Raw genomic sequence first — 24,152 nt, 5'->3', positions numbered from 1 at the left:
CGTCCGCTAACGCCGCGTGGGAGGCCCAGGGGGTCCCCGCCTACGCGGGGATGAGCGGTGACGGATGGGGCGTCAGCCTACTCGGCCGCGGGCGATGCGCGCGACCTCGGCCTCGACCGCCTCCTGGACGATGCGCGGCAGGTTGTCGTCCAGCCACTGCTGCAGCAGCGGGGTGAGCAGCTCGCGCACCACGTCCTCCAGCGTGCGGCCTTCGCGCGGCATGGCGATGGCGGCCGAGAGCTGGCCGAAAGCCGAGGCCGCGGCGGTGGCGGCGCGTTCGCTGACGAGCGCCGAGGCCGGGGTCGGCGCGGGAGGCGGCGGGACGGCGGCGGGCTCGCTCTCGGCGGGCGCGAGGACGTCGAGGTCGCCCAGCGTCTCGACCTTCTGGGTCAGCTCCAGTTCGTCGTCCTCGTCGTCGGCCAGGCCCGCGGGCTCGGGCGCGGCGGCCTGCACCGGTTCCGGCTCGGGGGTCGGCGGCGGGGCCGCCTCGGCGGCGGGCGGCTCGGGCTCCGGCGCAGGTTCGGGGGCGGCCTCGGCCGCCGCCTCCGGCTCGGCCGGCTTGGCCTCGGCGGGCGCCTCGTCCTCGGAGATGATGCGGCGGATGGAGGCGAGGATCTCCTCCATCGTCGGTTCCTGGGACGTCTGTTCGGACATGTTCCTGCCGCCGCAAAGGGAATCTATCGCCCGAGCCTAAGCGCGCGGCGACGTTCCTGCAATTTCCGCACGCACAGCCGCCCTCCGTTCCCCTCCAGGGGGAACCACCGGAGGGTCAGCGGAGAGTCAGCGGGGCGCCGCCGCGTTCGCCGGCGGCGGGGTCAGCCCGGGGGGAATCGCCGCCTCGACCGGCTTCGGGTCGGGCGTCGGCGCCGGCCAGGGCGTCAGGACGCGGTCGACGATGCCGATCGGCTCCTCCCACGGCACCCAGCCCCAGGTGACGCGCAGCTTCCGGAAGTTCTTGGCCGGATCGTACTGCGGCGCCGTCGGAACGAGGTTGCGGGCCTCGAGCCGGCCCATGGTCGAGAGCACGCCGGCGGCCGAGACGTATTCGTCGCGGCGCGCGAAGACCTGGTTCAGCTGCGCCTGGCGCAGCTCCTGCTCGGCGTTCAGCACATCGATGGTGGTGCGAAGGCCCACCTGCTGCTCCTGGCGGGTGCCTTCGGCGGCGATGGTGGCGGCGCGGACCTGCTGCTCGCTGGAAGCGATGTTGGCCCGGGCGGCGATCAGCTGGCTCCAGAACGAGGTGATGTTCTGGAGCACGCTGCGGCGCACGGCCTCGGTGGTCAGCCGGTCGGAGTTGTTGCGCTCGACGGCCTGGCGCACGCGCGAGGAGACGAGGCCGCCCGAGAACAGCGGCACGGTCACGTTCACCGTCGCCGTGCTCTCGCGGTTGAAGAGGCCGCGCTCGAACGGATCGTTCGGCGGCTGGGGCCGCGCCGGGCCGCCAAAGGCCATGGTCGCCTGGGCGCTGACGTTCGGCATCCGCTCGGCGCGGGCGCCGGCGATGCGCGCGCGGCTGGCCTGCTCGGCGAACTGCTGGGCGCGGAGCTGCGGGTTGTTCTCCTCGGCCACCGTGTAGGCCTGATCGGGATCGGTCGGCAGCATGTGCGCCAGCGACGGCTCGGGCGCGAGCTCGCCGGGATTCTGGCCGACCACCTGGGCGTAGTTGGCGCGGCTGATGGCCAGCTGGGCCTCGGACTCGCTGAACAGGGCCTGCGCCTGGGCCAGGCGGGCTTCCGACTGGGCGACGTCGGTGCGGGTCACCTCGCCCACGTCGAAGCGGGCCTGGGACTCCTCCAGCTGGCGGGTCAGGACGCGGACGTTCTCCTGGCGGATGCGCAGTGCCTCCTGGTCCCGCCGGACGTCGGCGTAGGCCTGGATGACGGTGGCCAGGATCTGGGCCTCGATGCGCCGCAGGTTCTCGCGGCCGGCCAGCACCTCGGCCTGGGCCGCGGACACGGCCGCGGCGACCCGGCCGCCGGTCCACAGGGGTTGGTTGAAGGTCAGGCCGACGCTGGCGCTGTTGCCCTCTTCGATGGTGGTGCGCTGGGCCGGGTTGATGATGGCCCGCGGCGAGCGGTCCTCGAGGTATCGGACCGAGCCGTTGAGGTTCAGCGTCGGGCGCCAGCCGGTGCGGGCCTGGACGAAGCTCTCGTCGAGCGCCCGCTGGGTCGCCCTCTGGGCCTGCAGCGTGGGGTTGGTCTCGTAGGCCAGCGCGATGGCGTCGGCCAGGGTCTCGGCGGCGGCCGGGCCCGCGAAGGCGGCGGCGAGCCCCACGCTGAAGACCGCGGCCAGGAGGCGGCCGCGCGGACTCTTCGACATTCGTAATCCCCGATCGTGCGAGAGACGTCGTGTTCTATATGCGTCCTGTGCCCGCAGGACCAAGCGGCGTCACCTTAAGCTTTTTTCACGGCCCGGTTTCGGGCGTGTTTCTGAGCATCGTCAGAAGGCGAAACCGTGACGGGCCTCGAAGCCCGCGAGCACCGGGGGCGTGGCGTCGAACAGGACACGGCGGCCGACTCCGTCCTCGGCCCGCAGGTAGAGGCAGGCCTGGCCGACCGGCCCGTCCCGCTCGATGACCGCCAGGCGGCCATCCATGGCCAGGGCCTTCACCCAGGCCTCGGGGGCGCGGGCGACGGCGCCCTCGCAGATGATGACGTCGAACTCGCCGGCCGGGACCTGCCGGAGGTCCTCGTCCAGCCGCGTGACCTGCAGGTCCAGCGCCTCCAGCACGGCCGCGGCGTAGGGGGCGGCGATGGCGAGGGCGCGCTCGCCGGGCATCGGGCGAACTTCCTGCAGCAGCTTGGCGACGTCGCGGGGCTTCAGCAGCCAGCGGCCGGGCGCGTACTCCACCTCGACGTCGGCGTAGGCCAGATAGGCCTTGCCCTCGGGCGCGAAGCGCTCGCGCGGCAGGTCGCGCATGGCGTCGTGCAGGCGCACGTCCGTCACGTCCTGGGTGCGCACCTGGCTCTCCACCATGTTCAGGCGGGCGGCGGCGAAGTCGGCCATCGAATCCCCTCGGGAAGCGTAAGGTGGGCGTGAGACCGGGGCTTATAGGCCTCAGCCTGCGAAACGCAATTGCGGGCCCTCACGGAGATTGCTCCGGCCGGTGCCTTCTGGTAGCCCTCGCGCCCTCCGGAGAGCCCAAGGGCCTTCGAGACGGCCTGATGGCGGAGTGGTGACGCAGCGGACTGCAAATCCGCGTACCCGGGTTCGATTCCCGGTCAGGCCTCCAAGTTTCCCGACACTGTCCCCTGCCCGCCCCGGACGGCGCCGCCTCGGCGAGAGGATGCAGGCGCGCCCGCGTCGCCGCGGATCGACTGGCCGGCGGTCTCGGCCGTGAAGGCCAGGGCGATCAGGCCCACCACGCAGGCGGCCATCATGTAGTAGGCGGGGACGGCGGCGTCGCCCGTCCGCTCGATCAGCCAGGAATTGGCGGCCGGCGCGGTGCCGCCGAACAGCGAGGTGGCCACGTTGTAGGCGACCGCGAAGCCCGCGAACCGCACGCGCGTCGGGAACATGGCCGGGAAGGTCGCCGAGATCGTCGCCAGTTGCGGCGCGTAGAGCAGCCCCAGTACGGCGAAACCGACGATCGCCCCGGAAAGGCCCGCGCCCATCAGGTGGTAGAGCGGGATCGCCAGGACGAAGAGCCCGACCAGCGAGGCCGCCCACAGCGGCTTGCGCCCCACCCGGTCTGAGGCCGCGCCCGCGAAGGGCAGCAGCGCCATCATGCACAGCATGCCGATGATCGGGACCAGCAGCGCCTGCTGGGTCGAAAGGCCCAGGCGTCGCTCGAGATAGGTCGGCATGTAGCTGAGCAGGGTGTAGTTCACGACGTTCAGCGCGATGACGAGGCCGCTCATCACCAGCAGCGGGCGCCAGTAGCCGGTGAACAGCGTCTTCAGGCCGGGCTGGCGGCTGGCGGATTCGGCCTCCAGCGCCTCGGCCTCTCGGAACACCGGCGTGTCCTCGATCTTGGCCCGCAGGTAGAGACCGACGAGCCCCAGCGGCGCGGCCACCAGGAACGGCAGGCGCCAGCCCCACTCGTGCATGGCCTCGTTCCCCAGCAGCAGCGAGAAGCCCAGCATCAGCAGGGCCCCGAACGAGAAGCCCGCCAGGGTGCCGACCTCCAGGAAGCTGCCGAAGAAGCCGCGCCGGTCGTCGGGCGCGTACTCCGCCATGAACGTCGCGGCACCGCCGTACTCCCCGCCGGTGGAGAAGCCCTGCACCATCCGCAGGATCACCAGCATCAGCGGCGCCCAGAAGCCCACCGCCTCGTGGGTCGGCAGGAGGCCCACCAGGAACGTGGCGGCGGCCATCAGCACGATGGTGAAGGCCAGCACGCTCTTGCGCCCCAGGCGGTCGCCCAGCGGGCCCCAGAAGAAGCCCCCCAGCGGCCGCACCAGGAACGAGATCGCGAACGTCGCCAACGCGAACAGCGTCGCCTGCGCGGCCTCCCCCGGAAACAGCGCCGCCGAGATGTAGGTCACCCCGTAGGCGTAGATCCCGTAGTCGAACCACTCGGTGGCGTTGCCCACCGCCGAAGCCGCCACCGCCCGGCGGACGGCGGCCGCCTCGGCCGGCGCCGCAGGGCCCCGGCCGTCCTGTTCCATCGTCATGTCAGCCCCCACTTCGATCCGGCGTCGACGCCTCAGGCCGCCGAGCGCAGCCGCCCGCCCCCGCATACCAGGCGCGCGTGCAGGGCCTGGACGCTCGCGGCGTAGTCCCGCTCCCGGACCACGAACTGCAGATCCACCCGGCGGGTGAGCTGCTGGATGCCCAGGATCTCGACTCCGGCGTCCGCCAGCGCCTGCGCCGCCGCGGCGGTGAGCCCGGGGATGTTCAGGTCGCTGCCGATCACCGCCACCACCGCGACCTGCTGAGTCGTCACCGTGGCGTTCGGGAACTCGCGTTCCAGGTCGGCGATCACCCGCTTCACCTGCTTGGGCGTGGCGTCGAGGTAGTGGCTGATCGTGTTGGCGTTCGACGCCTTCGAGACGATCCGCGCCGCGTGCCGGGTGAGCACCGCCAGGATGCCGGCGTCATAGCCCTTCACCCCCACCATGTCGGGCTCGAAGAGCTCCAGCGCCGTCAGGCCCGTGAGGCCGCAGATGATCTCCACCCGCGGCTGCTCCGAGACGAAGTCCGACCAGATGGTCGTGCCCCGATCCTCGGGATCGAAGGTGTTGCGCACGCAGAGGGGGATGCCGGCCTGGCGCAGGCCGCGCGCCGCCCGTGGGTGGATCGCCTCCATGCCGAGGTTCGCCAGTTGGTCGGCGACGTCGTAGTTCGTCCGCCCGACCTTCCGCACGGCCCCGGGCCCGACCAGCTTGGGATCGGCGCTCGAGAGGTGGAACTCCTTGTGGATCGTGGCCTCGCGGGCCCCCGTCACCACCGCCGTGCGGCTGAACACCACCTCGCTGTAGCCGCGGCCGTATTCGGCCATCAGGCCCTTGCCCGCCTTGGCGTAGCCGGTGGCGATGGGCAGCTCGCTCGCCAGGTCCACGTCGGCGAAGGCGCGCGCCAGGAGCTCGTCGAGCTCGACGGCGTCCGGCTCGTCCCAGCCGGTCAGGTCGACCATCCGGGCGTTGACGCCGCGGCGGCGCAGCTCGAGCGTGAGGTTGTGGGCGCTCTGGGCCTCGCCGATCGAGGCCAGCATCTCGCGCACGGCCCCGAGCTGGGCGTCCAGCCGGAAGTGGCCCTGGGCGCAGAGGCGCTGCAGGTCGCCCAGGCACGAGCGCGCGGTCTCGACCCGCTGCTCCACGAAGGCGTCGGCCGCCGCCAGGTCCGCCGGGTCGGTGAACCGCTCGGCGTTCAGCGCCCGCAGGTGCGTCAGCAGGTCGTCGATCGCCGTGCGCCAGGCCTCGCCCTCGCCCGACGCCGCGGCGGCGAACAGGGCGTACACCCCCGGCCGGCCGGTCTTCTTGTGCTCGAGCAGCCTGTCCGTAACGCCGGCGTAGGCCGAGACCACGAAGATCCGGTTGTACAGCTCGGCCCCCGTCCGCGCGCCGATCAGGATGTTGTCCAGGACCGCGCGCGTGTCCGAGATGGAGGTGCCGCCGATCTTCTCGACGGTATGCACGCCCATCAGGCCGCCCTCCCCTCGGCGAGGTCGCCGCCCATCGCCGTGAGCGGCTCGAAGCCCTCGCGGGTGGCGATGAACTCGGGCCGCGGGGCGCGCCCGCCGAACGGCTCCACCAGACGGTTGGAGACCGAGTTGTAGACGATGAAGGCGTTGGCCCGCGGGAACGGGGTGATGTTGCCGTTCGAGCCGTGCATGGTGTTGCAGTCGAACAGGACGACCGAGCCGGCCGGCCCGGTGGGGGCGACGATCCCGCAGGTCTCGGCCAGGCGGGCCAGGCTGTCGCGATCCGGCACGCCGTACTCCTGCTTGCGCAGCGACTGCTTGTAGTGGTCCTCGGGCGTCTCGCCGACGCACGAGACGTACGTCCGCTGCGAGCCCGGCATCACCATCAGCGGGCCGTTGACGGCGTGGTTGTCGGCGAGCTGGACCGACATCGACAGCGCCCGCATGCGGGGCATCCCGTCCTCGACGTGCCAGGTCTCGAAATCCGAGTGCCAGTAGAATTCCCTGCCGTCGAAGCCGCTTTTGTAGTTCAGCCGCGACTGGTGGATGTAGACCTCGTCGCCCAGCAGGTGGCGAGCGACCGACACCAGCCGCTCGTCGGCGGCCAGCCGGCCGAACAGCCGGTTCTGGGCGTGGATCGCGAAGACAGAGCGCAGCGCGCCCGAGCCGGGCTCGGCGATCAGCGTCTCGGTCTCCAGCGAGGCCGGCATCTTGCGCATCCGCTCCAGTTCGCGCTGTAGCGTGGCCACCTCGGCGGCCGAGAACAGGTTCTCGAGCACGAGATAGCCGTCGCGCTCGAACATCACGTGCTGTTCGGCCGAGATCGGCGCCTCAGGGGTCCAGCGGCTGTGGGCCACCGGGTCGATGCGCGGCTGCCAGGCAGGCTTCGAGGCCACGCGGGAGGGATAGAGATCTTCCGTCATCGCTGCGGCCTCAGGCCATCTCCGCTTCGAGGGGATAGGCGCCGGTCTCGTCGTGCACCTCGCGGCCGGTCACCGGCGGGTTGAAGGCGCAGGCCATGACCATCTGGGTGCGGCCGCGCAGGACGTGGCGGTCGTGCTTGTCGAGTGCGTAGAGCACGCCCGGCCGGATCTCGTGCACCTGGCCGGTGGCGAGGTCCTCGATCGAACCCTCCCCGGAGATGCAGTAGACCGCCTCCAGGTGGTTCTTGTAGTGCATGGGCAGCTCGGCGCCCTCGTAGATGGTCGTGATGTGGAACGAGAAGCCCATCGCGTCGTCCTTCAGCAGGAGGCGCGTGCTCTCCCACCCCTTGGACACCACGCGGCGGTCGGTCTTCTCGGCTTGGCTCAGGTCGCGAACGATCATGTATCTCTCTCTCGTGTCTTCGGCGGCTCAGGCGGCGTTCAGCTGCACGCGGCCGCGGATGTCGGCGATCGCGGCGGACAGGATGTCCAGGCCACGGTCCAGGTCCTCGTCGGCGATGGTGAGGGGCGCCAGGACCTTCACGATCTCGTCGCGCGGGCCGCTGGTCTCGATCACCAGGCCGCGCTCGAAGGCCGCCTTGACGATCCGGCCCGAGACCTCGCCCGACCCGACGTCGATGCCCCGCATCATGCCGCGGCCCTTGGTCCCGCGGACGACGTCCGGATGCTTGCCGGCGATCTCCTCGAGCCGCGCGCGCAGCCGCTCGCCCTTGGCGGCGGTCCGCTCGGCGAAGGCGTCGTCGCGCCAGAAGGTGTCAATCGCCGCCTTGGCGGTGACGAAGGCGTGGCAGTTGCCGCGGAAGGTGCCGTTGTGCTGGCCGGGATGCCAGACGTCCCGCTCGGGACGGATCAGCGTCAGCGCCATCGGCAGGCCCAGCCCCGAGAGCGACTTCGCCATGGTGACGATGTCCGGCGTCACGCCCATGTCCTCGAAGCTGAAGAAGCCGCCGGCGCGGCCGCAGCCAGCCTGGATGTCGTCGATGATGAACAGCGCCCCGTGCTTGCGCGCGATCGCCTCGATGGCGCGCAGCCACTCGGCCGAGGCGACGTTGAGGCCGCCCTCGCCCTGCACCGTCTCCACGAGGATCGCGGCCGGCGGATCGATGCCGCCCGAGGGATCCGACAGCAGCTTGTCGAGCTGGGCCGCGGTGTCGACGTCGGGCCCGTAGTAACCGTCGTAGGCCGCGCGGCTGACGCCCTGGGCGGGCAGTCCGCCGGACGCGCGGTGGCCGCCGCTGCCGGTGGCAGCCAGGGCCCCCAGGGTCACGCCGTGGAAGCCGTTGGTGAAGGCGATGACGTTCGTCCGGCCGGTGATCTTGCGCGCGAGCTTCAGCGCCGCCTCGACGGCGTTGGCGCCCGTGGGGCCGGTGAACTGGGCGCGGTAGAACATCCCGCGCGGCCGCAGGATGGCCGCTTCGAAAGCCTCCAGGAACTCGGCCTTGGCGCGGCTGTGCATGTCGAGGCTGTGAGCCACGCCGTCGTCGGCGATGTACTCCACGAGCCGCTGCTTCAGGGCCGGGTGGTTGTGGCCGTAGTTGAGGCTGGCGCAGCCGCTGAGGAAGTCGAGGTAGGCCTTGCCGTCTGCGTCGTAGAGCCAGGCGCCCGACCCGCGGACGAACACGGCCGGGAAGCTGCGGCAGTAGGAACGAACCCGGGACTCCAGGCGGTCGAAAGGCGCGAACGCGGTGTCAGCGCGCGCCGGGGCTTCGGCGTCGTACATGGCGTCTCCTTGTGGTTGGGATCAGGCCCGCGTCGCCGCGGGGTCGAATGGTCCGATGGCGACCATGTGCTCGGTCGAATGACCGGCCGGCAGGTGGACGCCTTCCAGGAAGCAGGGCTCGCGGGTGAGCGGCGCGCCCAGGCGCTCGGCCAGCCGGCCGAACATCCGCCAGGACGGCTGGTTGCCCTCGGTGATGGTCGTTGTGAGCCGCCGCACGCCGCGGCAGGCGGGGCGCGACAGGAGCTCGGCCAGCATGCGGCCGCCAAGGCCGGTTCCGCGGGCGCGGGGGGCCACGGCCACCTGCCAGACGAAGATGGTGTCAGGCTCGGCCGGCGAGACATAGGCCGACAGCCAGCCGGCCAGGCCCTCCCCGTCGACCGCGGTCACGCAGGTGTCGGCGAAGTGGGCGCACTGGAGGAGATTGCAGTAGGCCGAATTCTCGTCGAGCGGCGGGCAGGCGCGGATCAGGGCGTGGACATCGGGTCCGTCCGCCAGAGTGGGCGCCCGCAGCTCGACACGGCCCGGCGAGGGATCGACTCGGACCCCAAGCCCCCCAGCCGCCCGCCGAAGCGAAGCAGTTGTCATGGCAGTTATTTTGTTTATCGAACGAAATATGTCAACCCTTCCGGGCAGATAACCGCTGAAAACCCCCTGGAATCGGCTCGCGGACTTGTGATCACGCCCGGCGTTCGCGGACGGAACCCGTTCTGATTACTTCGATAATCGAATCTTCTGATGAGCCTCTCGCGGCGATGCTTGCCCCACCGCCCAAGCTGCGGAACAACACCGCGGTCGCGTCGCAGGAGCCTCCATGGACACCCGCCTCACCAGCGCCCTCATCGCGATCCGGCGGATCGTGCGCGCTGCGGAATTCGCGGCGCGGGACATCTCGCGCGCGTCGGGGCTGACGCCGTCGCAGCTGCTCGTGCTGCAGCTGGTCGACCGCCAGGGCGTGCTGAGCGCCGGCGGCATCGCCGAAGCCGCCCGGCTGAGCCAGGCCACCGTCACGGCCCTGCTCGACAAGCTGGAACAGCGCGGACTCCTCATGCGCCGGCGCGGCGAGACCGACCGCCGTCGGGTCGACGTCGTGCTGACGCCGGCGGGCCGCGAGGCGCTGGCCGGAACGCCGGACCTCCTGCAGGACCGCTTCGCCGCGCGCTTCGAGAAGCTCGCCGACTGGGAGCAGGCGAGCCTAGTCGCGGCCCTGGAGCGGGTCGCCGTGCTGCTGGACGCCGACACCATCGACGCCTCGCCGATCCTCGACATCGGCTCGCTGCAGCGCTCGGCGCCGCCCGAGACCTAGGCGGCCGCCAGCCGCTGGAGGTCGAGGCCGGTCGGGGCCTGGAACACCCGCAGGCCGAACTCGGGCAGGACCGCGTAGAGGTGGTCGAAGATGTCCGACTGCACGCCCTCGTACTCGGCCCAGGCGGTCGTGGCCGTGAAGCAGTAGATCTCGATCGGCAGGCCCTCGGGGGTCGGCTGAAGCTGCCGGACCAGCAGGGTCATGTTCCTGGCGATCGTGGGATGGGCTTCGAGGTAGGCCTGCACATAGGCGCGGAAGGTGCCGAGGTTGGTGAGCTGGCGGGTGTTCACGGGATCGCGCCCGTCCGCCAGCAGCCGCTGGTTCCAGGCGTCCAGCTCGGCCTGCTTGCGATCGAGGTAGTCGGCGATCAGCGACATCCGCCGCAGGCGCTCCCGATCCTCGTCGGCGAGGAAGCGGACGCTCGTCTGGTCCAGCATCAGGGCGCGCTTGATCCGCCGCCCGCCCGACTCCTGCATGCCGCGCCAGTTCTTGAACGAGTCGGTGATCAGCCGCTGCGTCGGGATCGTGGTGATGGTCTTGTCCCAGTTCTGGATCTTCACCGTGTGCAGGGCGATGTCGATCACGTCCCCGTCGGCGTTCAGCTGAGGCATCTCCACCCAGTCGCCGAGGCGGACCATGTCGTTGGAGGCGATCTGCACCGAGGCCACCAGCGACAGGATGGTGTCCTTGAACACCAGCATCAGCACCGCGGCCATGGCGCCCAGGCCCGAGAGGAGCAGCAGCGGCGAGCGTTCCATCAGCGCCGCCGCCATCAGCACCGCGGCGGCGGCGAACAGCAGGATCTTGACCACCTGCAGGTAGCCCTTGATCGGCCGGCTCATGGCCGTCGGCCGCCGCTGGTAGAGGTCGTTCAGCAGGTTGAGCGCCGCGCTGAGGGCCAGCACGACCATCAGGATGACGAAGGCGCTGCAGACATTGCGGGTCACCGTGACCACGCCGACCGGCAGGTGCGGCACCAGCACGATCCCCTGCGCGATCACCACCGCCGGCAGGATGTTGGCGAGCCGGCGGGCGACCGGCAGGGCGTCCTCGTGGCTGACCCGGTGCGAGAGGCCGTCGAAGACCCGGGCCAGCACCCGCACGATCAGCGGCTTGACCAGCAGGTTGGCGACGGCGGCGGCGGCGACCAGCAGGGCGAGCGCCCAGAGGGTCTCCAGCCAGGGATAGGGGGCGGCGAAGGCGGTCAGGTCTGCGAGGGTCATGGCTCCGGCATGTCGGCGCGGCCCGAGTGGCCGCCGGGGGGTGCGCCTGGGAGAACCGGCGCGCCTGGCGCGCGCGGCGAACGGTTCCGGCGTCTTTGGGAGCGCCCCTTATGGCCCAACCGGCGCAGGCGGGGCAAATCCGGCGCGGCCGGTCAGCGGCCGGCGAGCTTCGCCAGCGCCGCCTCCAGCAGCGGCCGCTGGCCCTTGTGCAGGCGCGCCCTCGCCTCCCCGGCGGCGAACCAGGCCGCCTTGTCCACCTCGGGGAAGGCGGCCCAGCGCCCGGACCTCGGCGGCCACTCCATCTCGAACGCGTTGCTCTTGAGGCCGGTCACGTCGAGGTCGGCCTCGACCAGCCAGGCCCGCACAATCTTGCCGCTGGGGAGCCGGCAGGGCGGCAGCTCCACCGGCTCGCCGTCGATCGGCTGCCCCAGCTCCTCCAGGAACTCGCGCCGGGCGGCGTCCCAGTCGGCCTCGTCCGGCTCGACCAGCCCCTTGGGGATCGACCAGGCCGCCTCGTCCTTGCCTCGCCAGTAGGGACCGCCTGGATGCACCAGCAGGAACTGCGGCCCCTCCGGCCGGGCCCGCCAGGCGAGCACTCCCGCGCTGACCGGCCCCGGCGCCATCCTCAGTCCATCAGCTGCTGGTGGAGGTAGGTGTATTCGAGCGCCTGGCGCATGGCCCGCTCGTTCAGGTTGGCCGCCGCGGCGTGCCCGCCGTCGATGTTCTCGTAATAGAGGTAGTCGTAGCCGTATTCCTTCAGCCGCGCGGCGGCCTTGCGGGCGTGGGCCGGATGCACCCGGTCGTCCTTGGTGGAGGTCTCCAGGAACACGCGCGGGTACTTCTGGCCGGGCTTCAGGTTCTGGTAGGGCGAATAGCTCATCAGCATCGCCCGCTCCGCGGGGATCGCCGGGTCGCCGTACTCGCCGACCCAGGAAGCCCCGGCCCCGATGTGGGTGTAGCCGATCATGTCGAACAGCGGCACCTGGATGACCACGGCGTTGTAGAGCTCGGGCCGCTTCGTCAGCGCCACGCCCATCAGGAGGCCGCCGTTGGAGCCGCCCATGATACCCAGGCGCCGGGGACTGGTGATCTTGCGGGCGATCAGGTCCTCGGAGACGGCGAAGAAGTCCTCGTAGACCCGCATCCGGTTCAGCTTGAGGCCCGCGTTGTGCCAGCGCGGGCCGAACTCGCCTCCCCCGCGGATGTTGGCGACGACGTAGACGCCGCCCTTCTCCAGCCACAGCTTGCCCGCCGTCTGGGCGTAGGCCGGCGTCTGGCTGACCAGGAAGCCGCCATAGGCGTAGAGCAGCGTCGGGTTCGAGCCGTCCAGCTTCAGGTCCTTCTTCGAGACGACGAAGTACGGGACCCGGGTTCCGTCCTTCGAGGTCGCCCAGAGCTGCTCGACCTTCATGTCCGAGGCGTCGAAACGCTCGGGCATCACCGCCAGGCGCTCGGGCGCGCCCGAGGCGGCGTCGGCCAGCCACTGGCTGGAGGGGGTCAGGAAGCCGGTGACGTTGAGGATCAGCCGGTCGTCCCGGTCGGACGCGGAACTGATCCCGATGCTGGAATCCTTGGGCAGGTCGAGCCGGCTCGAGGTCCAGGCCTCGCCCTGACGGGCGTAACTCAGCACCTGGCCCTTCACGTTGTCGTAGAGCGCGACGACCAGCCGGTTACGCGTCGTCGCCACCTGTTCGATCGCCTGGCTCTGCGTCGGCCGCAGCACGAGGGTCCCGGCCAGACGGGCGGGATCGGCCTTCACTGCGGCGAGGTCGAAGTCGATCAGGTCGCCTTCCTTGAAGCCCTTCTCGGCCCAGTCCTGCTCCAGGCTGACGACCAGCCGGCCGGCGACATAGCCCTGGATCGTGGCCTTGGTGGGCAGGTCGAGCTTGGCCGGGCCGTTCGGCGTCAGCAGGTGATATTCGCTGTTGAAGAAGTCGAGGCCGCGCCCGGCGATCACCGCGGCCACCTGGCCGTCGGGCTCACGCAGCACCATCGGCTGGACCGATACGTCGGCTTTCTGTCCGCGGAAGACCTCCTGCGCCTGGTCCAGCGGCTGGCCCCGCTTCAGGGTCTTGACGATGTAGGGGTAGCCCGAGGCGGTGAGGTCGCCCTCCGTCCACTCGGTGGCGACCACGAGCGTGTCGCGATCGAGCCAGGCGTAGTTGGCCTTGGCCTCGGGGATGACGAAGCCGCCCTCCACGAACGCGCCGGCGACGGCGTCGAACTCGCGCACCACCGCGGCGTCCTTGCCGCCGTTCGACAGCTCCACGAGGCAGAGGCGGTCCTCGGGCGCCAGGCAGGCGGCGCCGTGCCAGACCCAGTTGGCGCCCTCGCTCTTGGCCAGGGCGTCGAGGTCGAGGATGGTCCGCCACTGGGGCTTGCCCGACCGGTAGCTGTCGAGGCTCGTCGTGCGCCAGATCCCCCGCACGTGGTCGGCGTCCTGCCAGAAGTCGCGCAGGCTTCCATCGCCGGCGAAGCGCACGGCGGGGATGCGGTCCTTGGCCGTCGCGATCTTCAGGGCGTCGGCGTAGAGGGCGGCGTAGCGGGGATCGTTCTGCAGCCTGGGCAGCGAACTGGCGTTCTCGGCCCTGGCCCACTCCAGCGGGCGCGAGCCCTCGATCTCCTCCATCCAGGCGTAGGGGTCGTCATCGGGGGCGGCCCCCATCAGGAACACTCCGGCGAAAAGCGTGGCCAGCAGGCGCAACGTCATGTGGAAACACCCCGAACTTGAACGCGCCCCCAGATAGTTCGGAGGGATCGGCCAAGCTCAAGGCGTTTCTCGCCGAACGCCGCTCGTCACCGGCTCCGGCGTCACCCGCGCTCGCGCCAGATCGAAAGGGCCAGCCTCGGCCGCACGAGGAACAGGCCGCCCAGGACGGCCAGCGCCAGCGTGCGCCGCAGCCGCCGGCGGGGGCGGAACTCGGTCTCGAACATCCGGGCGTAGTCGAGCGTCGCGGTCATGTCGGGTCTCCCTTGCGTTGGGAGGACCTTGGGAAGCGCCTGCGTCAGTTCCGGACGTGAGCCCGGATCGCCGCCTCCAGCTCCTGGCGCATCATGGCCTTCAGCGCCGCCGGCTCGACGATCTCGACCTTGTCGCCCCAGGTGAACAGGTGCCAGGCGAGTTCGCGCATGCCGCTCGCCCGGAAGCGGACGGTCACCGAGCCGTCGGCGGCCTGCTCCACCGACTGATTGGCGTGGAAGCGCCAGCGCAGCGCGTCCTCGGCCCCTTCGGGGGCGATCTTCAGCACCACGTCATAGGTGTCGTCCTGGTAGATGCCGAAGCTCTCGTCGGCGTAGGCCTGGAGGGAGAAGCCCGCCGGCCGCTCGCCCGGACGGCCCGTGACCTCGACGTCGAAGATCCGGTCCAGGCGCCAGTTGCGGGGCCCGACCTCGGCGCTCTCGGCCGCCACCAGGTAGTTCGAGCGCCCGAAGAGGATGCCGTAGGGCGTCACCTCGCGCGTGCGGCCGGGATTGGAGCCGCCCTCGTAGCGGAAGCGCAGGGTGCTCAGGGCCTTCAGCGCATCGCGCACCGCCTGTAGGACCGCCTCGTCCTCGAACGGCCTGGGGCCCGCCGTCACGGCGATGGTCTCGGCCTGCAGCAGGGCCTCCAGGTCGGGCGCCAGCTTGCGGCGGGCGGCGGCGCGGGTGGCCGACAGCACCTTGCGCTCGAGCGAGCGCAGCGCCGCGGCGCGGGCCTGGGCGCCCTGCTTCTCGAAGGTGTCCCCGGCCGCGGTCAGCGCCGCCAGTTCCTCGGCCGTGGGCGCCTGGAAGAGCCCGTCGAGCCCCGAAGGGATGCGGAACCGCCGCGTCGGCGGATCATCCACCTCCTCCAGCTGCGGGAAGACCTCGCGGACCGCATCGCGCATGCGCTCTACCGTGCGGCGGCCGACCCCGAGGCGCTCGGCCATCTCGTCCAGCGTCAGCCCCTCGGCGGTGCTCGCCAGCAGGCGCGCCATCTCCAGCAGCCGGCCGGCCTTTTCGTGCCGCATCTCGCTTACGTCCGATTCTGTCGCACCAGGGGATCAGAACCGAACCATCGCCAACCCGCAACAGGAGTTCGAGTGATGGCTTCCCGCTTCGCCCCCCGTCGCCGCCCGGCCGCCCCCCGCCGTCCGTCGGCCCCGCGCAAGCCGCTGGCGCCCCAGCCCCTCCCCGCCGCCGTGGTGGACGCCGTGCTGCGCTTCCACGACGAGGAACAGGACCAGGGCGCCGGCCGCACGCTGCTGCGCCTGTCGGCCCAGCGCCTGCGCCAGAGCGAGGTGAAGGCCGCCCTGGGCGACCTCGCCGCCCGCGCCGCCCGGGTCTCGATCCTGTGGAACGAGCGCGAGAGCGAGATCATCCGGGTCCTGGAAGCCGCCTGACGCGTTCAGGGGCCATGAGCGACCTCCAGATCGAGCGGACCGGCGGCTGCGCCTGCGGCGCCGTCCGCTTCGTCGCCCGCGGCGAGCCGCTGCGGGTCGGCCTTTGCCACTGCATGACCTGCCGCAAGGCCCACGCCTCGGCCTTCAACCCGTTCGTGATCTTCCGCGCCGAGCAGGTGGAGATCACCGGCGAGATCCGCGCCTGGGAGAGCTCGCCGGGCTACCGGCGCTGGTTCTGTCCCGCCTGCGGCTCGCGGATCTACGGCGGCGACGGGACCGAGCACGAACTGTCCGTCGGCGGCTTCGACGAGCCCGGCCTCTTCGCCCCGGACTACGAGAGCTGGATCGTCCGCCGCGAGCCCTGGCAGCCGCCGCTCAAGGTCCCGCAATGGCGCGAAAACCGCGAGGCGTAGATGGGTGGGAAGGGGTCAGTCCTGCCAAACCCGTCGGGCGAAGCAGGATGGCGGTGACGGAGGGATTCGAACCCTCGATACGCTTTCACGTATGACGATTTAGCAAACCGTTGCCTTCAGCCACTCGGCCACGTCACCAGCTCGCCGGGCGGCGCACGCCCGCGGAGGGCGGTTATTAGCGGACAGGGATCGCTCTGCCTAGCCGGTCCGGCGGGGCAAAATGAGGTCGGGGCCGTTCAGTCCGGGCCCTGCCCCCAGATCAATCCCGGTTCAGCCCTGGGCCAGCCACTCGCGCGCCTGGCGCTGGGCCTCGGCGACCTCGTCGGACGCCATCTCCTCGGCCAGCTCCTTGCGGTAGATCTTGGCCTCGACCGAGCCGCGCATGGCGGCCAGGTTGAACAGCATATGGGCCGAGACGTAGTCGAGCGGCGCGCCGCCCTGCCCCGTCGAATAGAGCAGCCCCAGACGGAACAGCTCGTCGCCCGACGCATCCGGCTTCGGGAGCGGCAAGCCTTCGCTCTTCATCTCCATGCTCGCCAGCATGATCTTCGAGTCCCTGTTCGGGGCCGGCGGATCCGGTTTTCGGAGCCTGCACCGGCCTTAAGAAGCACAGGAAACCAAGCTCAAGCTGAACACATGGTTAAATCGCCTGTTGTCGTGGCTTCATGGCAAGTTGTGTCGTCAGAATTCGGCGGCTCGACTGCCGTCCGGCGGTTGAACCGTACGCCCTGGCCGTGCATTTGCGCAGCGGAGCGCTGGGCCCACGGCGACGTTCAGGCGCAGTTCACGACCCGCATTACAGTGTAGACGCTCAACGACGCAGCCTGGAGGCGTTCGGCGTGAAACGGCGCCAGTTCCTGACATTCGCGGCCGTGGTCCTGCTGGCCGGCCCGTCCCTGTCGGCGGATCCCGCCGAGGCCCAGGATCGCGGCCGCGGGCGTGGACGCGGCCGCGAAGGGGGCCGGGGCGAAGGCCGCGGCCGCCGCGGCGACGACCGGCGCTGGGACCGCGGCGGCCCTGGCGAGGGCCGCGGCTATCGCCGTTTCGACGACGCGCCGCGGGACTACGGTCCGCCCCAGCGCGTGCGGCCGGGCGGCTACCTGCCGCCGGAGCAGCGGGGCGCGCCAGTGGACGACTACCCGCGATACCGCCTGCGCCAGCCGCCGCGCGGCTACGCCTGGCGGCGGATGGGGGACGGCTTCGTGCTGGTCGACCCGAACGGCCGGGTCTTCGACATCGTCCCGGACTAGACGCCCAGTTTCGCCTTCAGCAGCTGGTTGACGGCGCCGGGGTTGGCCTTGCCGCCCGTCGCCTTCATCACCTGGCCCACGAACCAGCCGATGGCCTGCGGCTTCTCCTTGACCGCGGCGGCCTGGCCGGGATTGGCGGCGATGAGGTCGTCGATGATCTTCTCCAGCGCGCCGGTGTCGGAAACCTGCTTCAGGCCCTGCTTCTCGACGATCTCGGACGCCGAGCCCTCGCCCGCCCACATCCGCTCGAACACGTCCTTGGCGATCTTGGACGAGATGGTCCCGTCCTCGATCAGCTGGACCAGCTCGGCGATCGCCGCCGGGCCGATCGGCGAGTCGCCGATCTCCAGTCCGTCCGCCGACAGCTTGGCGGCCAGGTCGTTGGTGACCCAGTTGGCCACGAGCTTGGCGTCGCGGCCGTTGGCCGCGGCCTCGTAGAAGTCGGCCTTGGCCTGGTCGGCGATCAGCACGCCGGCGTCGTAGGCCGACAGGCCGTACTGCGACTGGAAGCGCGCCTTCTTGGCGTCGGGCAGTTCCGGCAGGTCCGCCTCGATCTTCTTCACCCAGGCCGGGTCGAGCTCCAGCGGCAGCAGGTCGGGGTCGGGGAAGTAGCGGTAGTCGTGCGCCTCTTCCTTCGAGCGCATGGACCGCGTCTCGCCCTTGTTCGGATCGAACAGGCGGGTCTCCTGGTCGATGGAACCGCCGTCCTCCAGAATCTCGATCTGGCGGCGGGCCTCGTACTCGATCGCCTGCTGCATGAAGCGGAACGAGTTGACGTTCTTGATCTCGCAGCGCGTGCCCAGATGGCTGAAGTCGCCGGTCTGGCGGTACTTCTCGTAGGCGCCGGGGCGGCAGACCGAGACGTTCACGTCCGCCCGCAGGTTGCCCTTCTCCATGTCGCCGTCGCAGGAGCCGAGGTAGATCAGGATGGTCCGCAGCTTCTTCACATAGGCCGCCGCCTCGTCGGACGAGCGCATGTCGGGCCGGGAGACGATCTCCATCAGGGCCGTGCCGGCCCGGTTCAGGTCGACGTAGGTGAAGTTCGGATCCTGGTCGTGCAGGCTCTTGCCGGCGTCCTGCTCCAGGTGCAGCCGCTCGATCCGGACCGTGAAGGTGGAGCCGTCGTCGCGTTCGACGATGACCTCGCCCTCACCCACGATCGGGTGCTGGTACTGGCTGATCTGATAGCCCTGCGGCAGGTCCGGATAGAAGTAGTTCTTCCGGTCGAAGCGGCTCTTGAGGTTGATCTGGGCCTTCAGGCCCAGCCCTGTCCGCACCGCCTGCTCGACGCAGTGGCGGTTGATGACCGGCAGCATGCCGGGCATGGCCGCGTCCACCAGGCTGACCTGCTCGTTGGGGCCCGCGCCGAATCCGACGGCCGCGCCGGAGAACAGCTTGGCGTTGGAGGCCACCTGGGCGTGGACCTCGAGGCCCAGGACCACTTCCCACGGGCCCGTCCGGCCCTGGATCAGCTTGGCGTTCGCAGTTTCGCTCATGGCCGCTTCCCTAGCGCCGCCGGGCCGGAAGGTGAAGCGCGCTCACGCGCCCTCTTGCGCAAAGGTCATGAAATGGCCTCAAGCTGCGCTCCGCCTTACGGCGTCAATTACATCCCTGGGGGAAGGAAGACCCATGAAGACCATCGCTCTCGCCGCCGTCGCCGCGGCCCTGATCGCCGGGCCGGCCCTGGCCCAGGACCACAACCACGCCCATGCGAACCACGAGGCCTCGGCCTCGGCCGCCGGCGCGCTGTCGGTGGAATCCACGCCGATCGGCGACATCATCAAGAACGAGCAGGCCAAGGCCGCGCTCGAGAAGGCGGTGCCCGAGATCGCCAACTACTACGACCAGATCGCCGGCATGACGCTCGCCCAGGTCGCCCCGATGAGCCAGGGCGCGCTGGACGAGGCCAAGCTCAAGGAGATCCAGTCCGAGTTCGACAAGATCAAGTAAGGCCGCCTTCCCTCCCCGCCTGGGGAGGGGCGGACCGCGAAGCGGTCGGGGTGGGGCAGCCAGGGATCGGGCGCAGCGCCGGATCATGACCTCCCCACCCGGCTCGCGCCGGGCGCGACTCCACCCTCCCCCACTCAAGGGAGGGAAAGGATCACCACCACTTCTTCGGCTTGGCCTTGAAGTCCGCCGCCTTCTCGATGGCCGAGCCCAGCGAGAACAGCGTGCCCTCGTCCAGCGCCTTGCCGATCAGCTGCAGGCCCAGCGGCAGGCCGTTGGCGTCGACGCCGGCCGGAACGCTCATGCCCGGCAGGCCCGCCAGGTTCACCGTCACCGTGAAGATGTCGTTCAGGTACATGGCCACCGGATCGTCCGACTTCTCGCCCAGGGCGAAGGCGGCCGACGGCGCGGTCGGCGTCAGCAGCGCGTCCACCTTCTCCCAGGCCCGGTCGAAGTCGTCGGCGATGCGCCGGCGGACCTTCAGGGCCTTGAGGTAGTAGGCGTCGTAGTAGCCGGCGGAGAGCACGTAGGTGCCGATCAGGATCCGCCGCTTCACCTCGGCCCCGAAGCCCTCGGCGCGGGTGTTCTCGTACGTCTCGGTGAGGTTGCCGCCCTCGACGCGCAGGCCGAAGCGCATGCCGTCGTAGCGGGCGAGGTTCGACGAGGCCTCGGCGGGCGCGATGATGTAGTAGGCCGGCAGGGCGTACTTGGTGTGCGGCAGGCTGACCTCGACGATTTCGCAGCCGGCCTCCTTCAGCCAGGCGATCCCCTGCTCCCACAGCTTCTCGATCTCGGGCGGCATGCCGTCGACGCGGTATTCCTTCGGGATGCCGACCCGCAGGCCCTTCACCGACTTGCCGCAGAAGCTGGCGAAGTCCGGCGTCTCGACGGGCAGGCTGGTGGAGTCCTTGGGGTCGTGCCCCGACATCGAGGTCAGCAGGATGGCCGCGTCCTCGACGGTGCGCGCCATCGGCCCGGCCTGGTCCAGCGAGGACGCGAAGGCGACGATGCCCCAGCGCGAGCAGCGGCCGTAGGTCGGCTTGATGCCCACCGTGCCGGTGAAGGCGGCGGGCTGGCGGATCGAGCCGCCGGTGTCGGTGGCCGTGGCGCCCAGGCAGAGCTCGGCGGCGACCGCCGAGGCCGAGCCGCCGGACGAGCCGCCCGGGGTCAGCTGGGCGTTGCCGCCCTCGGCCCGCCACGGGTTGACCACCGGGCCCCAGGCCGAGGTCTCGTTGGACGAGCCCATGGCGAACTCGTCCATGTTGAGCTTGCCCAGCATGACCGCCCCGTCGCGCCAGAGGTTGGCGGTCACGGTGGATTCGTAGGTCGGCTTGAAGCCCTTCAGGATCTTGGAGGCGGCGGTGGACTCCACGCCTTCCGTGCAGAACAGGTCCTTGATGCCCAGCGGCGCGCCTTCCAGGCGGCCGGCCTCGCCCCGGGCGCGGCGCGCGTCGGCGGCCCTGGCCATCTCGAGCGCCCGGTCGGGCGTTTCGACCACATAGGCGTTCAGCGCCCGCGCGGCCTCCACGGCCTCGAGGTGGGCCTGGGTCAGCTCCACCGAGGAGAACGACTTCGACGACAGGCCGTCCAGCGCGGCCTTCAGCGTCAGGGAGGTGAGCTCGGCCATTACTCGACCACCTTCGGCACGACGAAGAAGTTCTTGGCGGCCTTCGGCGCGTTGGCCAGCACCTTGGCGGGATCGCCGCCCTCGGTGACGACGTCGTCCCGCATCGGCAGGGTCGTCTCCACCGACGTGGTCATCGGCTCCACGCCGTCGGTGTCCACCTCGTTGAGCTGCTCGATCCAGTTGAGGATCCCCGACAGCTCCTTCGCCAGCGGCTCCAGTTTCTCTTCAGGCTCGGCGATCCGCGCCAGCCTCGCGACCTTGCGCACGGTCGCGGCGTCGATGGCCATGGGGCCCTCCTTGAACTCAGGCGCGTGGGTTAGCCGTGCAGACCCCCGCTTTGCAAGCTATGGGTGGGCATGGCCGTCGTCGACCTTATCGATCTGCCCGCAATCGCGCCGCCGAACACGCCCCTGGTGGGCCTGGACCTGGGCGAGAAGACCATCGGCGTCGCCGTCTCGGACGCCACGCGCATGGTGGCCAGCCCCCTGGGGTTGATCCGCAAGACCAAGTTCACCGACGACGCCAAGGCGCTCTTCAAGCTGATGGAGAGCCGGCGCGCCTCGGGGATCGTCATCGGCCTGCCGGTGAACATGGACGGGACCGAAGGGACGCGCTGCCAGTCCAACCGCGCCTTCGCCCGCAACCTGCTGCGGCTGCGGGAGGACCTGCCCATCGCCTTCTGGGACGAGCGGATGTCGACCATGGCGGTCAACCGCATGCTCGTCGGCGAGGCCGACATGACCCGCGCCCGCCGGGCCGACGTGGTGGACAAGATGGCCGCCGCCTGGATCCTCCAGGGCGCCCTGGACCGGCTGCGGAACCTCTAGAGCCCCTTGGCTTGGCGACCGGCGCGGCCTATGACCGGCCCTCGATGAGCGGCGCGCCCACCGGTCTGAACGAGGTCCTGCAGCGGACCTTTTCCTTCCCGAAGCGCCATTTCCTGTCCGCGACAGACCTCAACGAGGTTGAGGTGGCCAACCTCCTCGACCTCGCCGACGGCTTCGTCAGCCTGAACCGCCAGACCTCGAAGAAGCTCGACCTGCTCAAGGGTCGCACGCTGATGAACCTGTTCTTCGAGAACTCGACCCGCACCCAGAGTTCGTTCGAGTTGGCCGGCAAGCGGCTCGGCGCCGACGTGGTCAACATGAGCCCGCGCTCGTCGTCGATCTCCAAGGGCGAGACCCTGATCGACACGGCGGTGACGCTGAACGCCATGCAGCCGGACCTGCTGGTGATCCGGCATTCGTCCTCGGGCGCGGCGTCCCTGCTCTCGCAGAAGGTCGGCTGTTCGGTGATCAACGCCGGCGACGGCCAGCACGAGCATCCCACGCAGGCTCTGCTCGACGCCCTGTCCATGCGCCGCGCTTTCGGCCGCATCGCCGGCCTGAAGGTCGCCATCTGCGGCGACGTCCTGCACAGCCGCGTCGCCCGCTCGAACATCGCCCTGCTGCAGATGCTGGGCGCCCACGTGCGGCTGGTCGGGCCGCCGACCCTGATCCCGGCCGCCGCCGACCGCTGGAACGTCGAGGTCTTCCACGACATGCGCAAGGGCATCGCCGGCTGCGACGTCGTGATGATGCTGCGCCTGCAGCTCGAGCGCATGGACGGCGTCATGGCGCCGTCGCAGCGGGAATATTTCCGCTTCTTCGGCCTCGACCGCGAGAAGCTGGCCCACGCCGCGCCGGGCGTGCGCGTCATGCACCCGGGTCCGATGAACCGCGGGGTGGAGATCGATTCCGACGTCGCCGACGACCTGGCGGTCAGCCTGATCCAGGACCAGGTCGAGATGGGCGTCGCCGCGCGCATGGCGGTCCTCACCTCGCTGGCGGCGCGGCTGGACAACGAACGATGAGCGCCCGCCCCCTCGCCTTCGCCAACGTGCGCCTGCTGGACCCGGCGTCGGGGTTCGACGGTCCGGGCGCGGTGATCGTCACCGAGGGCGTGATCGCCGACGTGGTGCCGGGCGGCGACCTGGGCGCGCTTTCGAAGGACATCGAGGTGATCGACGGGGGCGGCAAGCTGCTGATCCCGGGCCTGATCGACATACGGGTGAAGACCGGCGAGCCGGGCTTCGAGACCAAGGAGACCCTGAAGTCGGCGGGCCGCGCGGCGGCGGCGGGCGGCGTCACCACCATTGTCGTCCAGCCCGACACCTCGCCGGTGGTGGACGAGCCCTCGGTTGTGGACTTCATCCTGCGCCGGGCCCGCGACATCGAGCTGGTCAACGTCTATCCCGCCGGCGCCGCCACCAAGGGCGCGATGGGCGAGCGGATGGCCGAAATCGGCCTGATGCACGAGGCCGGCTGCCTCTATGTGACCGACGCCGACCGGCCGATCGTAAATTCCAAGGTCTTTCAGCGGGTGCTGAGCTACGCCAAGGCGTTCGACACGCCGGTGGCCCACCGCCCGGCCGACCCCTGGCTGTCGGCAGGGGCCGCCGCCACCTCGGGCGAGTTCGCCGCGAGGATGGGCCTGCCGAACGTGCCGGCCATCGCCGAGAAGATCATGCTGGAGCGCGACCTGGCCCTCGCCGAGGTGACGGGCGCCAAGCTGATCGTCGACCAGCTCACCACCGCCGCCGCGCTGGAGAGTTTCGAGCGGGCGGTGAAGCGCGGCGTCAACGCCACCGCCACCACCTCGATCAACCATCTGTCCTTCAACGAGCTGGACATCGGCGACTACCGCACCTTCTGCAAGCTGGACCCGCCGCTGCGCAGCGAGGACGACCGCCAGGCGGTGATCGAGGCCGTCGCCTCCGGCCTCATCAAGGTGATCGTCTCGGCCCACGCCCCGGCGCCCGCCGAGGACAAGCGCCTGCCCTACGACGAGGCCGCCCCCGGCGCGGTGGGGCTCGAGACCCTGCTGCCCGCCCTGCTCGCCTTCCACCACGAGGGCCGCATCCCGCTGATCGACCTGGTCCGCACCGTCACCAGCGCCCCGGCCGAGCTTTTGGGCCTGCCCGGCGGCCGCATCGCCAAGGGCGCCCCGGCCGACCTCGTGCTGGTCGATCCCGACGCCCCCGTGGTGATCGACGCCGACAAGCTGACCTCGAAATCCAAGAACTCGCCCTTCGACGGCCGCCGCCTGCAGGGAAAGGTGCTGCGCACCGTGGTGGACGGCCGGACGGTGTACTCGGTCCTCTGATCGTCATCTCCGGGCTCTCGCAGATCACGTCCGGCCACGTTCTCTTTTTGTTTCCATGGCGGCGCTTGCCGTTCTAGACTTCGCGCGCCTGGCCGCTAGGACTCGCGTCCTGCACTGGGAGGCCCTGGGGGGAGC

General features: G+C 70.6%; 26 protein-coding genes and 2 tRNA genes. 9 read left to right on the top strand and 19 right to left on the bottom strand.

All coding sequences use genetic code 11. The annotated features are described in order from the left end of the window. Nucleotides 1-72 precede the first annotated feature (72 nt). The 3 genes from PHZ_RS07400 to PHZ_RS07390 form a co-directional block, all read right to left on the bottom strand. On the bottom strand, nucleotides 73-654 hold the full coding sequence (locus PHZ_RS07400; protein ID WP_012521901.1) for a DUF2497 domain-containing protein: 582 nt from the start codon (nucleotides 652-654) through the stop codon (nucleotides 73-75). Between the two features lie 126 nt (nucleotides 655-780). After that, complete coding sequence (locus PHZ_RS07395) at nucleotides 781-2,319, bottom strand: TolC family outer membrane protein (RefSeq protein ID WP_012521900.1); 1,539 nt, start codon at nucleotides 2,317-2,319, stop codon at nucleotides 781-783. Nucleotides 2,320-2,439: 120 nt separating this feature from the next. After that, a complete protein-coding gene (locus tag PHZ_RS07390; protein ID WP_012521899.1) occupies nucleotides 2,440-3,006 on the bottom strand; it encodes a protein-L-isoaspartate O-methyltransferase family protein in 567 nt (188 codons plus the stop codon). A gap of 152 nt (nucleotides 3,007-3,158) precedes the next feature. On the opposite strand from PHZ_RS07390, the gene PHZ_RS07385 reads away from it, so the two are divergent. Further along, nucleotides 3,159-3,232, top strand: a tRNA-Cys gene (locus tag PHZ_RS07385). Here the strand turns inward: PHZ_RS07385 and PHZ_RS21580 are convergent. From PHZ_RS21580 to ectA, 6 genes are read right to left on the bottom strand one after another with little or no spacing between them, the layout of a single operon-like run. Continuing rightward, nucleotides 3,222-4,616, bottom strand: a complete 1,395-nt coding sequence (locus PHZ_RS21580; protein WP_187149105.1) for an MFS transporter — start codon at nucleotides 4,614-4,616, stop codon at nucleotides 3,222-3,224. The two genes, PHZ_RS07385 and PHZ_RS21580, sit on opposite strands and share 11 nt — an antisense overlap. Nucleotides 4,617-4,648: 32 nt before the next feature. Continuing rightward, entirely contained in the window at nucleotides 4,649-6,085 is a 1,437-nt protein-coding gene (locus tag PHZ_RS07375) for an aspartate kinase (protein ID WP_012521897.1), read from the bottom strand. Further along, nucleotides 6,085-6,981, bottom strand: a complete 897-nt coding sequence (gene thpD / locus PHZ_RS07370; RefSeq protein ID WP_236611879.1) for an ectoine hydroxylase — start codon at nucleotides 6,979-6,981, stop codon at nucleotides 6,085-6,087. The genes PHZ_RS07375 and thpD overlap by 1 nt, the downstream gene beginning before the upstream one ends. 37 nt (nucleotides 6,982-7,018) lie before the next feature. Beyond that, nucleotides 7,019-7,411, bottom strand: coding sequence for an ectoine synthase (locus PHZ_RS07365; RefSeq protein ID WP_012521895.1), 393 nt, complete (start codon nucleotides 7,409-7,411; stop codon nucleotides 7,019-7,021). Nucleotides 7,412-7,438: 27 nt separating this feature from the next. Next, on the bottom strand, nucleotides 7,439-8,749 hold the full coding sequence (ectB, locus tag PHZ_RS07360; RefSeq protein WP_012521894.1) for a diaminobutyrate--2-oxoglutarate transaminase: 1,311 nt from the start codon (nucleotides 8,747-8,749) through the stop codon (nucleotides 7,439-7,441). 21 nt (nucleotides 8,750-8,770) lie between these two features. Next, nucleotides 8,771-9,334, bottom strand: coding sequence for a diaminobutyrate acetyltransferase (gene ectA / locus PHZ_RS07355; protein WP_012521893.1), 564 nt, complete (start codon nucleotides 9,332-9,334; stop codon nucleotides 8,771-8,773). Nucleotides 9,335-9,560: 226 nt separating this feature from the next. Here ectA and PHZ_RS07350 point away from each other — a divergent pair, with 226 nt between their 5' ends. Then, nucleotides 9,561-10,052: a MarR family winged helix-turn-helix transcriptional regulator gene (locus PHZ_RS07350; protein WP_012521892.1), complete on the top strand. Its 492-nt coding sequence runs from the start codon at nucleotides 9,561-9,563 to the stop codon at nucleotides 10,050-10,052. On the opposite strand, the gene PHZ_RS07345 is transcribed toward PHZ_RS07350, so the two are convergent. The 5 genes from PHZ_RS07345 to PHZ_RS07330 all read right to left on the bottom strand — a co-directional run bounded on the left by PHZ_RS07345 (nucleotide 10,049) and on the right by PHZ_RS07330 (nucleotide 15,264). Then, nucleotides 10,049-11,275, bottom strand: coding sequence for a mechanosensitive ion channel family protein (locus PHZ_RS07345; RefSeq protein WP_012521891.1), 1,227 nt, complete (start codon nucleotides 11,273-11,275; stop codon nucleotides 10,049-10,051). The genes PHZ_RS07350 and PHZ_RS07345 overlap by 4 nt on opposite strands. A gap of 152 nt (nucleotides 11,276-11,427) precedes the next feature. Next, entirely contained in the window at nucleotides 11,428-11,898 is a 471-nt protein-coding gene (locus PHZ_RS07340; RefSeq protein ID WP_012521890.1) for an NUDIX hydrolase, read from the bottom strand. 2 nt (nucleotides 11,899-11,900) lie between these two features. After that, nucleotides 11,901-13,985 (bottom strand): prolyl oligopeptidase family serine peptidase, encoded by a 2,085-nt coding sequence (locus tag PHZ_RS07335; protein ID WP_012521889.1) that lies wholly within the window; start codon nucleotides 13,983-13,985, stop codon nucleotides 11,901-11,903. Nucleotides 13,986-14,086: 101 nt separating this feature from the next. After that, the gene (locus PHZ_RS23035; protein ID WP_187149104.1) at nucleotides 14,087-14,236 is read right to left on the bottom strand and encodes a hypothetical protein; all 150 of its coding nucleotides are present in this window, start codon (nucleotides 14,234-14,236) and stop codon (nucleotides 14,087-14,089) included. Nucleotides 14,237-14,280: 44 nt separating this feature from the next. After that, a complete protein-coding gene (locus PHZ_RS07330) occupies nucleotides 14,281-15,264 on the bottom strand; it encodes a helix-turn-helix transcriptional regulator (RefSeq protein ID WP_012521888.1) in 984 nt (327 codons plus the stop codon). A gap of 75 nt (nucleotides 15,265-15,339) precedes the next feature. Here PHZ_RS07330 and PHZ_RS07325 point away from each other — a divergent pair, with 75 nt between their 5' ends. Continuing rightward, nucleotides 15,340-15,636, top strand: a complete 297-nt coding sequence (locus PHZ_RS07325; protein WP_049758170.1) for a hypothetical protein — start codon at nucleotides 15,340-15,342, stop codon at nucleotides 15,634-15,636. A gap of 14 nt (nucleotides 15,637-15,650) precedes the next feature. Continuing rightward, nucleotides 15,651-16,049 carry a GFA family protein gene (locus PHZ_RS07320; protein ID WP_012521887.1) on the top strand — a complete coding sequence of 133 codons (399 nt, stop codon included), beginning with the start codon at nucleotides 15,651-15,653 and terminating at the stop codon, nucleotides 16,047-16,049. 48 nt (nucleotides 16,050-16,097) lie between these two features. Here the strand turns inward: PHZ_RS07320 and PHZ_RS07315 are convergent. Beyond that, nucleotides 16,098-16,187 (bottom strand) — tRNA-Ser (locus PHZ_RS07315). 132 nt (nucleotides 16,188-16,319) lie between these two features. Then, the gene (locus tag PHZ_RS07310) at nucleotides 16,320-16,592 is read right to left on the bottom strand and encodes a hypothetical protein (protein ID WP_012521886.1); all 273 of its coding nucleotides are present in this window, start codon (nucleotides 16,590-16,592) and stop codon (nucleotides 16,320-16,322) included. Nucleotides 16,593-16,888: 296 nt separating this feature from the next. Between PHZ_RS07310 and PHZ_RS07305 the strand changes: the two genes are divergently transcribed. Then, complete coding sequence (locus PHZ_RS07305) at nucleotides 16,889-17,299, top strand: RcnB family protein (RefSeq protein WP_049758169.1); 411 nt, start codon at nucleotides 16,889-16,891, stop codon at nucleotides 17,297-17,299. Here the strand turns inward: PHZ_RS07305 and gatB are convergent. Continuing rightward, on the bottom strand, nucleotides 17,296-18,795 hold the full coding sequence (gene gatB / locus PHZ_RS07300; RefSeq protein WP_012521884.1) for an Asp-tRNA(Asn)/Glu-tRNA(Gln) amidotransferase subunit GatB: 1,500 nt from the start codon (nucleotides 18,793-18,795) through the stop codon (nucleotides 17,296-17,298). The genes PHZ_RS07305 and gatB overlap by 4 nt on opposite strands. A gap of 133 nt (nucleotides 18,796-18,928) precedes the next feature. On the opposite strand from gatB, the gene PHZ_RS07295 reads away from it, so the two are divergent. Beyond that, nucleotides 18,929-19,249, top strand: coding sequence for a hypothetical protein (locus tag PHZ_RS07295; RefSeq protein ID WP_041373314.1), 321 nt, complete (start codon nucleotides 18,929-18,931; stop codon nucleotides 19,247-19,249). A 151-nt stretch (nucleotides 19,250-19,400) separates the two neighbouring features. Here the strand turns inward: PHZ_RS07295 and gatA are convergent, their stop codons facing one another. After that, nucleotides 19,401-20,873, bottom strand: a complete 1,473-nt coding sequence (gene gatA / locus PHZ_RS07290; protein ID WP_012521882.1) for an Asp-tRNA(Asn)/Glu-tRNA(Gln) amidotransferase subunit GatA — start codon at nucleotides 20,871-20,873, stop codon at nucleotides 19,401-19,403. After that, on the bottom strand, nucleotides 20,873-21,160 hold the full coding sequence (gatC, locus tag PHZ_RS07285) for an Asp-tRNA(Asn)/Glu-tRNA(Gln) amidotransferase subunit GatC (protein WP_012521881.1): 288 nt from the start codon (nucleotides 21,158-21,160) through the stop codon (nucleotides 20,873-20,875). Before gatC ends, gatA begins: the two co-directional genes overlap by 1 nt. Before the next feature lie 69 nt (nucleotides 21,161-21,229). On the opposite strand from gatC, the gene ruvX reads away from it, so the two are divergent. The 3 genes from ruvX to pyrC are packed head-to-tail and all read left to right on the top strand — an operon-like array spanning nucleotide 21,230 to nucleotide 24,017. After that, a complete protein-coding gene (gene ruvX, locus PHZ_RS07280) occupies nucleotides 21,230-21,700 on the top strand; it encodes a Holliday junction resolvase RuvX (RefSeq protein WP_012521880.1) in 471 nt (156 codons plus the stop codon). A 44-nt stretch (nucleotides 21,701-21,744) separates the two neighbouring features. Beyond that, entirely contained in the window at nucleotides 21,745-22,725 is a 981-nt protein-coding gene (locus tag PHZ_RS07275; protein ID WP_012521879.1) for an aspartate carbamoyltransferase catalytic subunit, read from the top strand. Beyond that, the gene (gene pyrC, locus PHZ_RS07270) at nucleotides 22,722-24,017 is read left to right on the top strand and encodes a dihydroorotase (protein WP_012521878.1); all 1,296 of its coding nucleotides are present in this window, start codon (nucleotides 22,722-22,724) and stop codon (nucleotides 24,015-24,017) included. The genes PHZ_RS07275 and pyrC overlap by 4 nt, the downstream gene beginning before the upstream one ends. Nucleotides 24,018-24,152: the final 135 nt, after the last annotated feature.

The sequence above is a fragment of the Phenylobacterium zucineum HLK1 genome, from assembly GCF_000017265.1.
Classification (GTDB): domain Bacteria; phylum Pseudomonadota; class Alphaproteobacteria; order Caulobacterales; family Caulobacteraceae; genus Phenylobacterium; species Phenylobacterium zucineum.
This window is presented reverse-complemented; position numbering and strand designations above follow the sequence as displayed.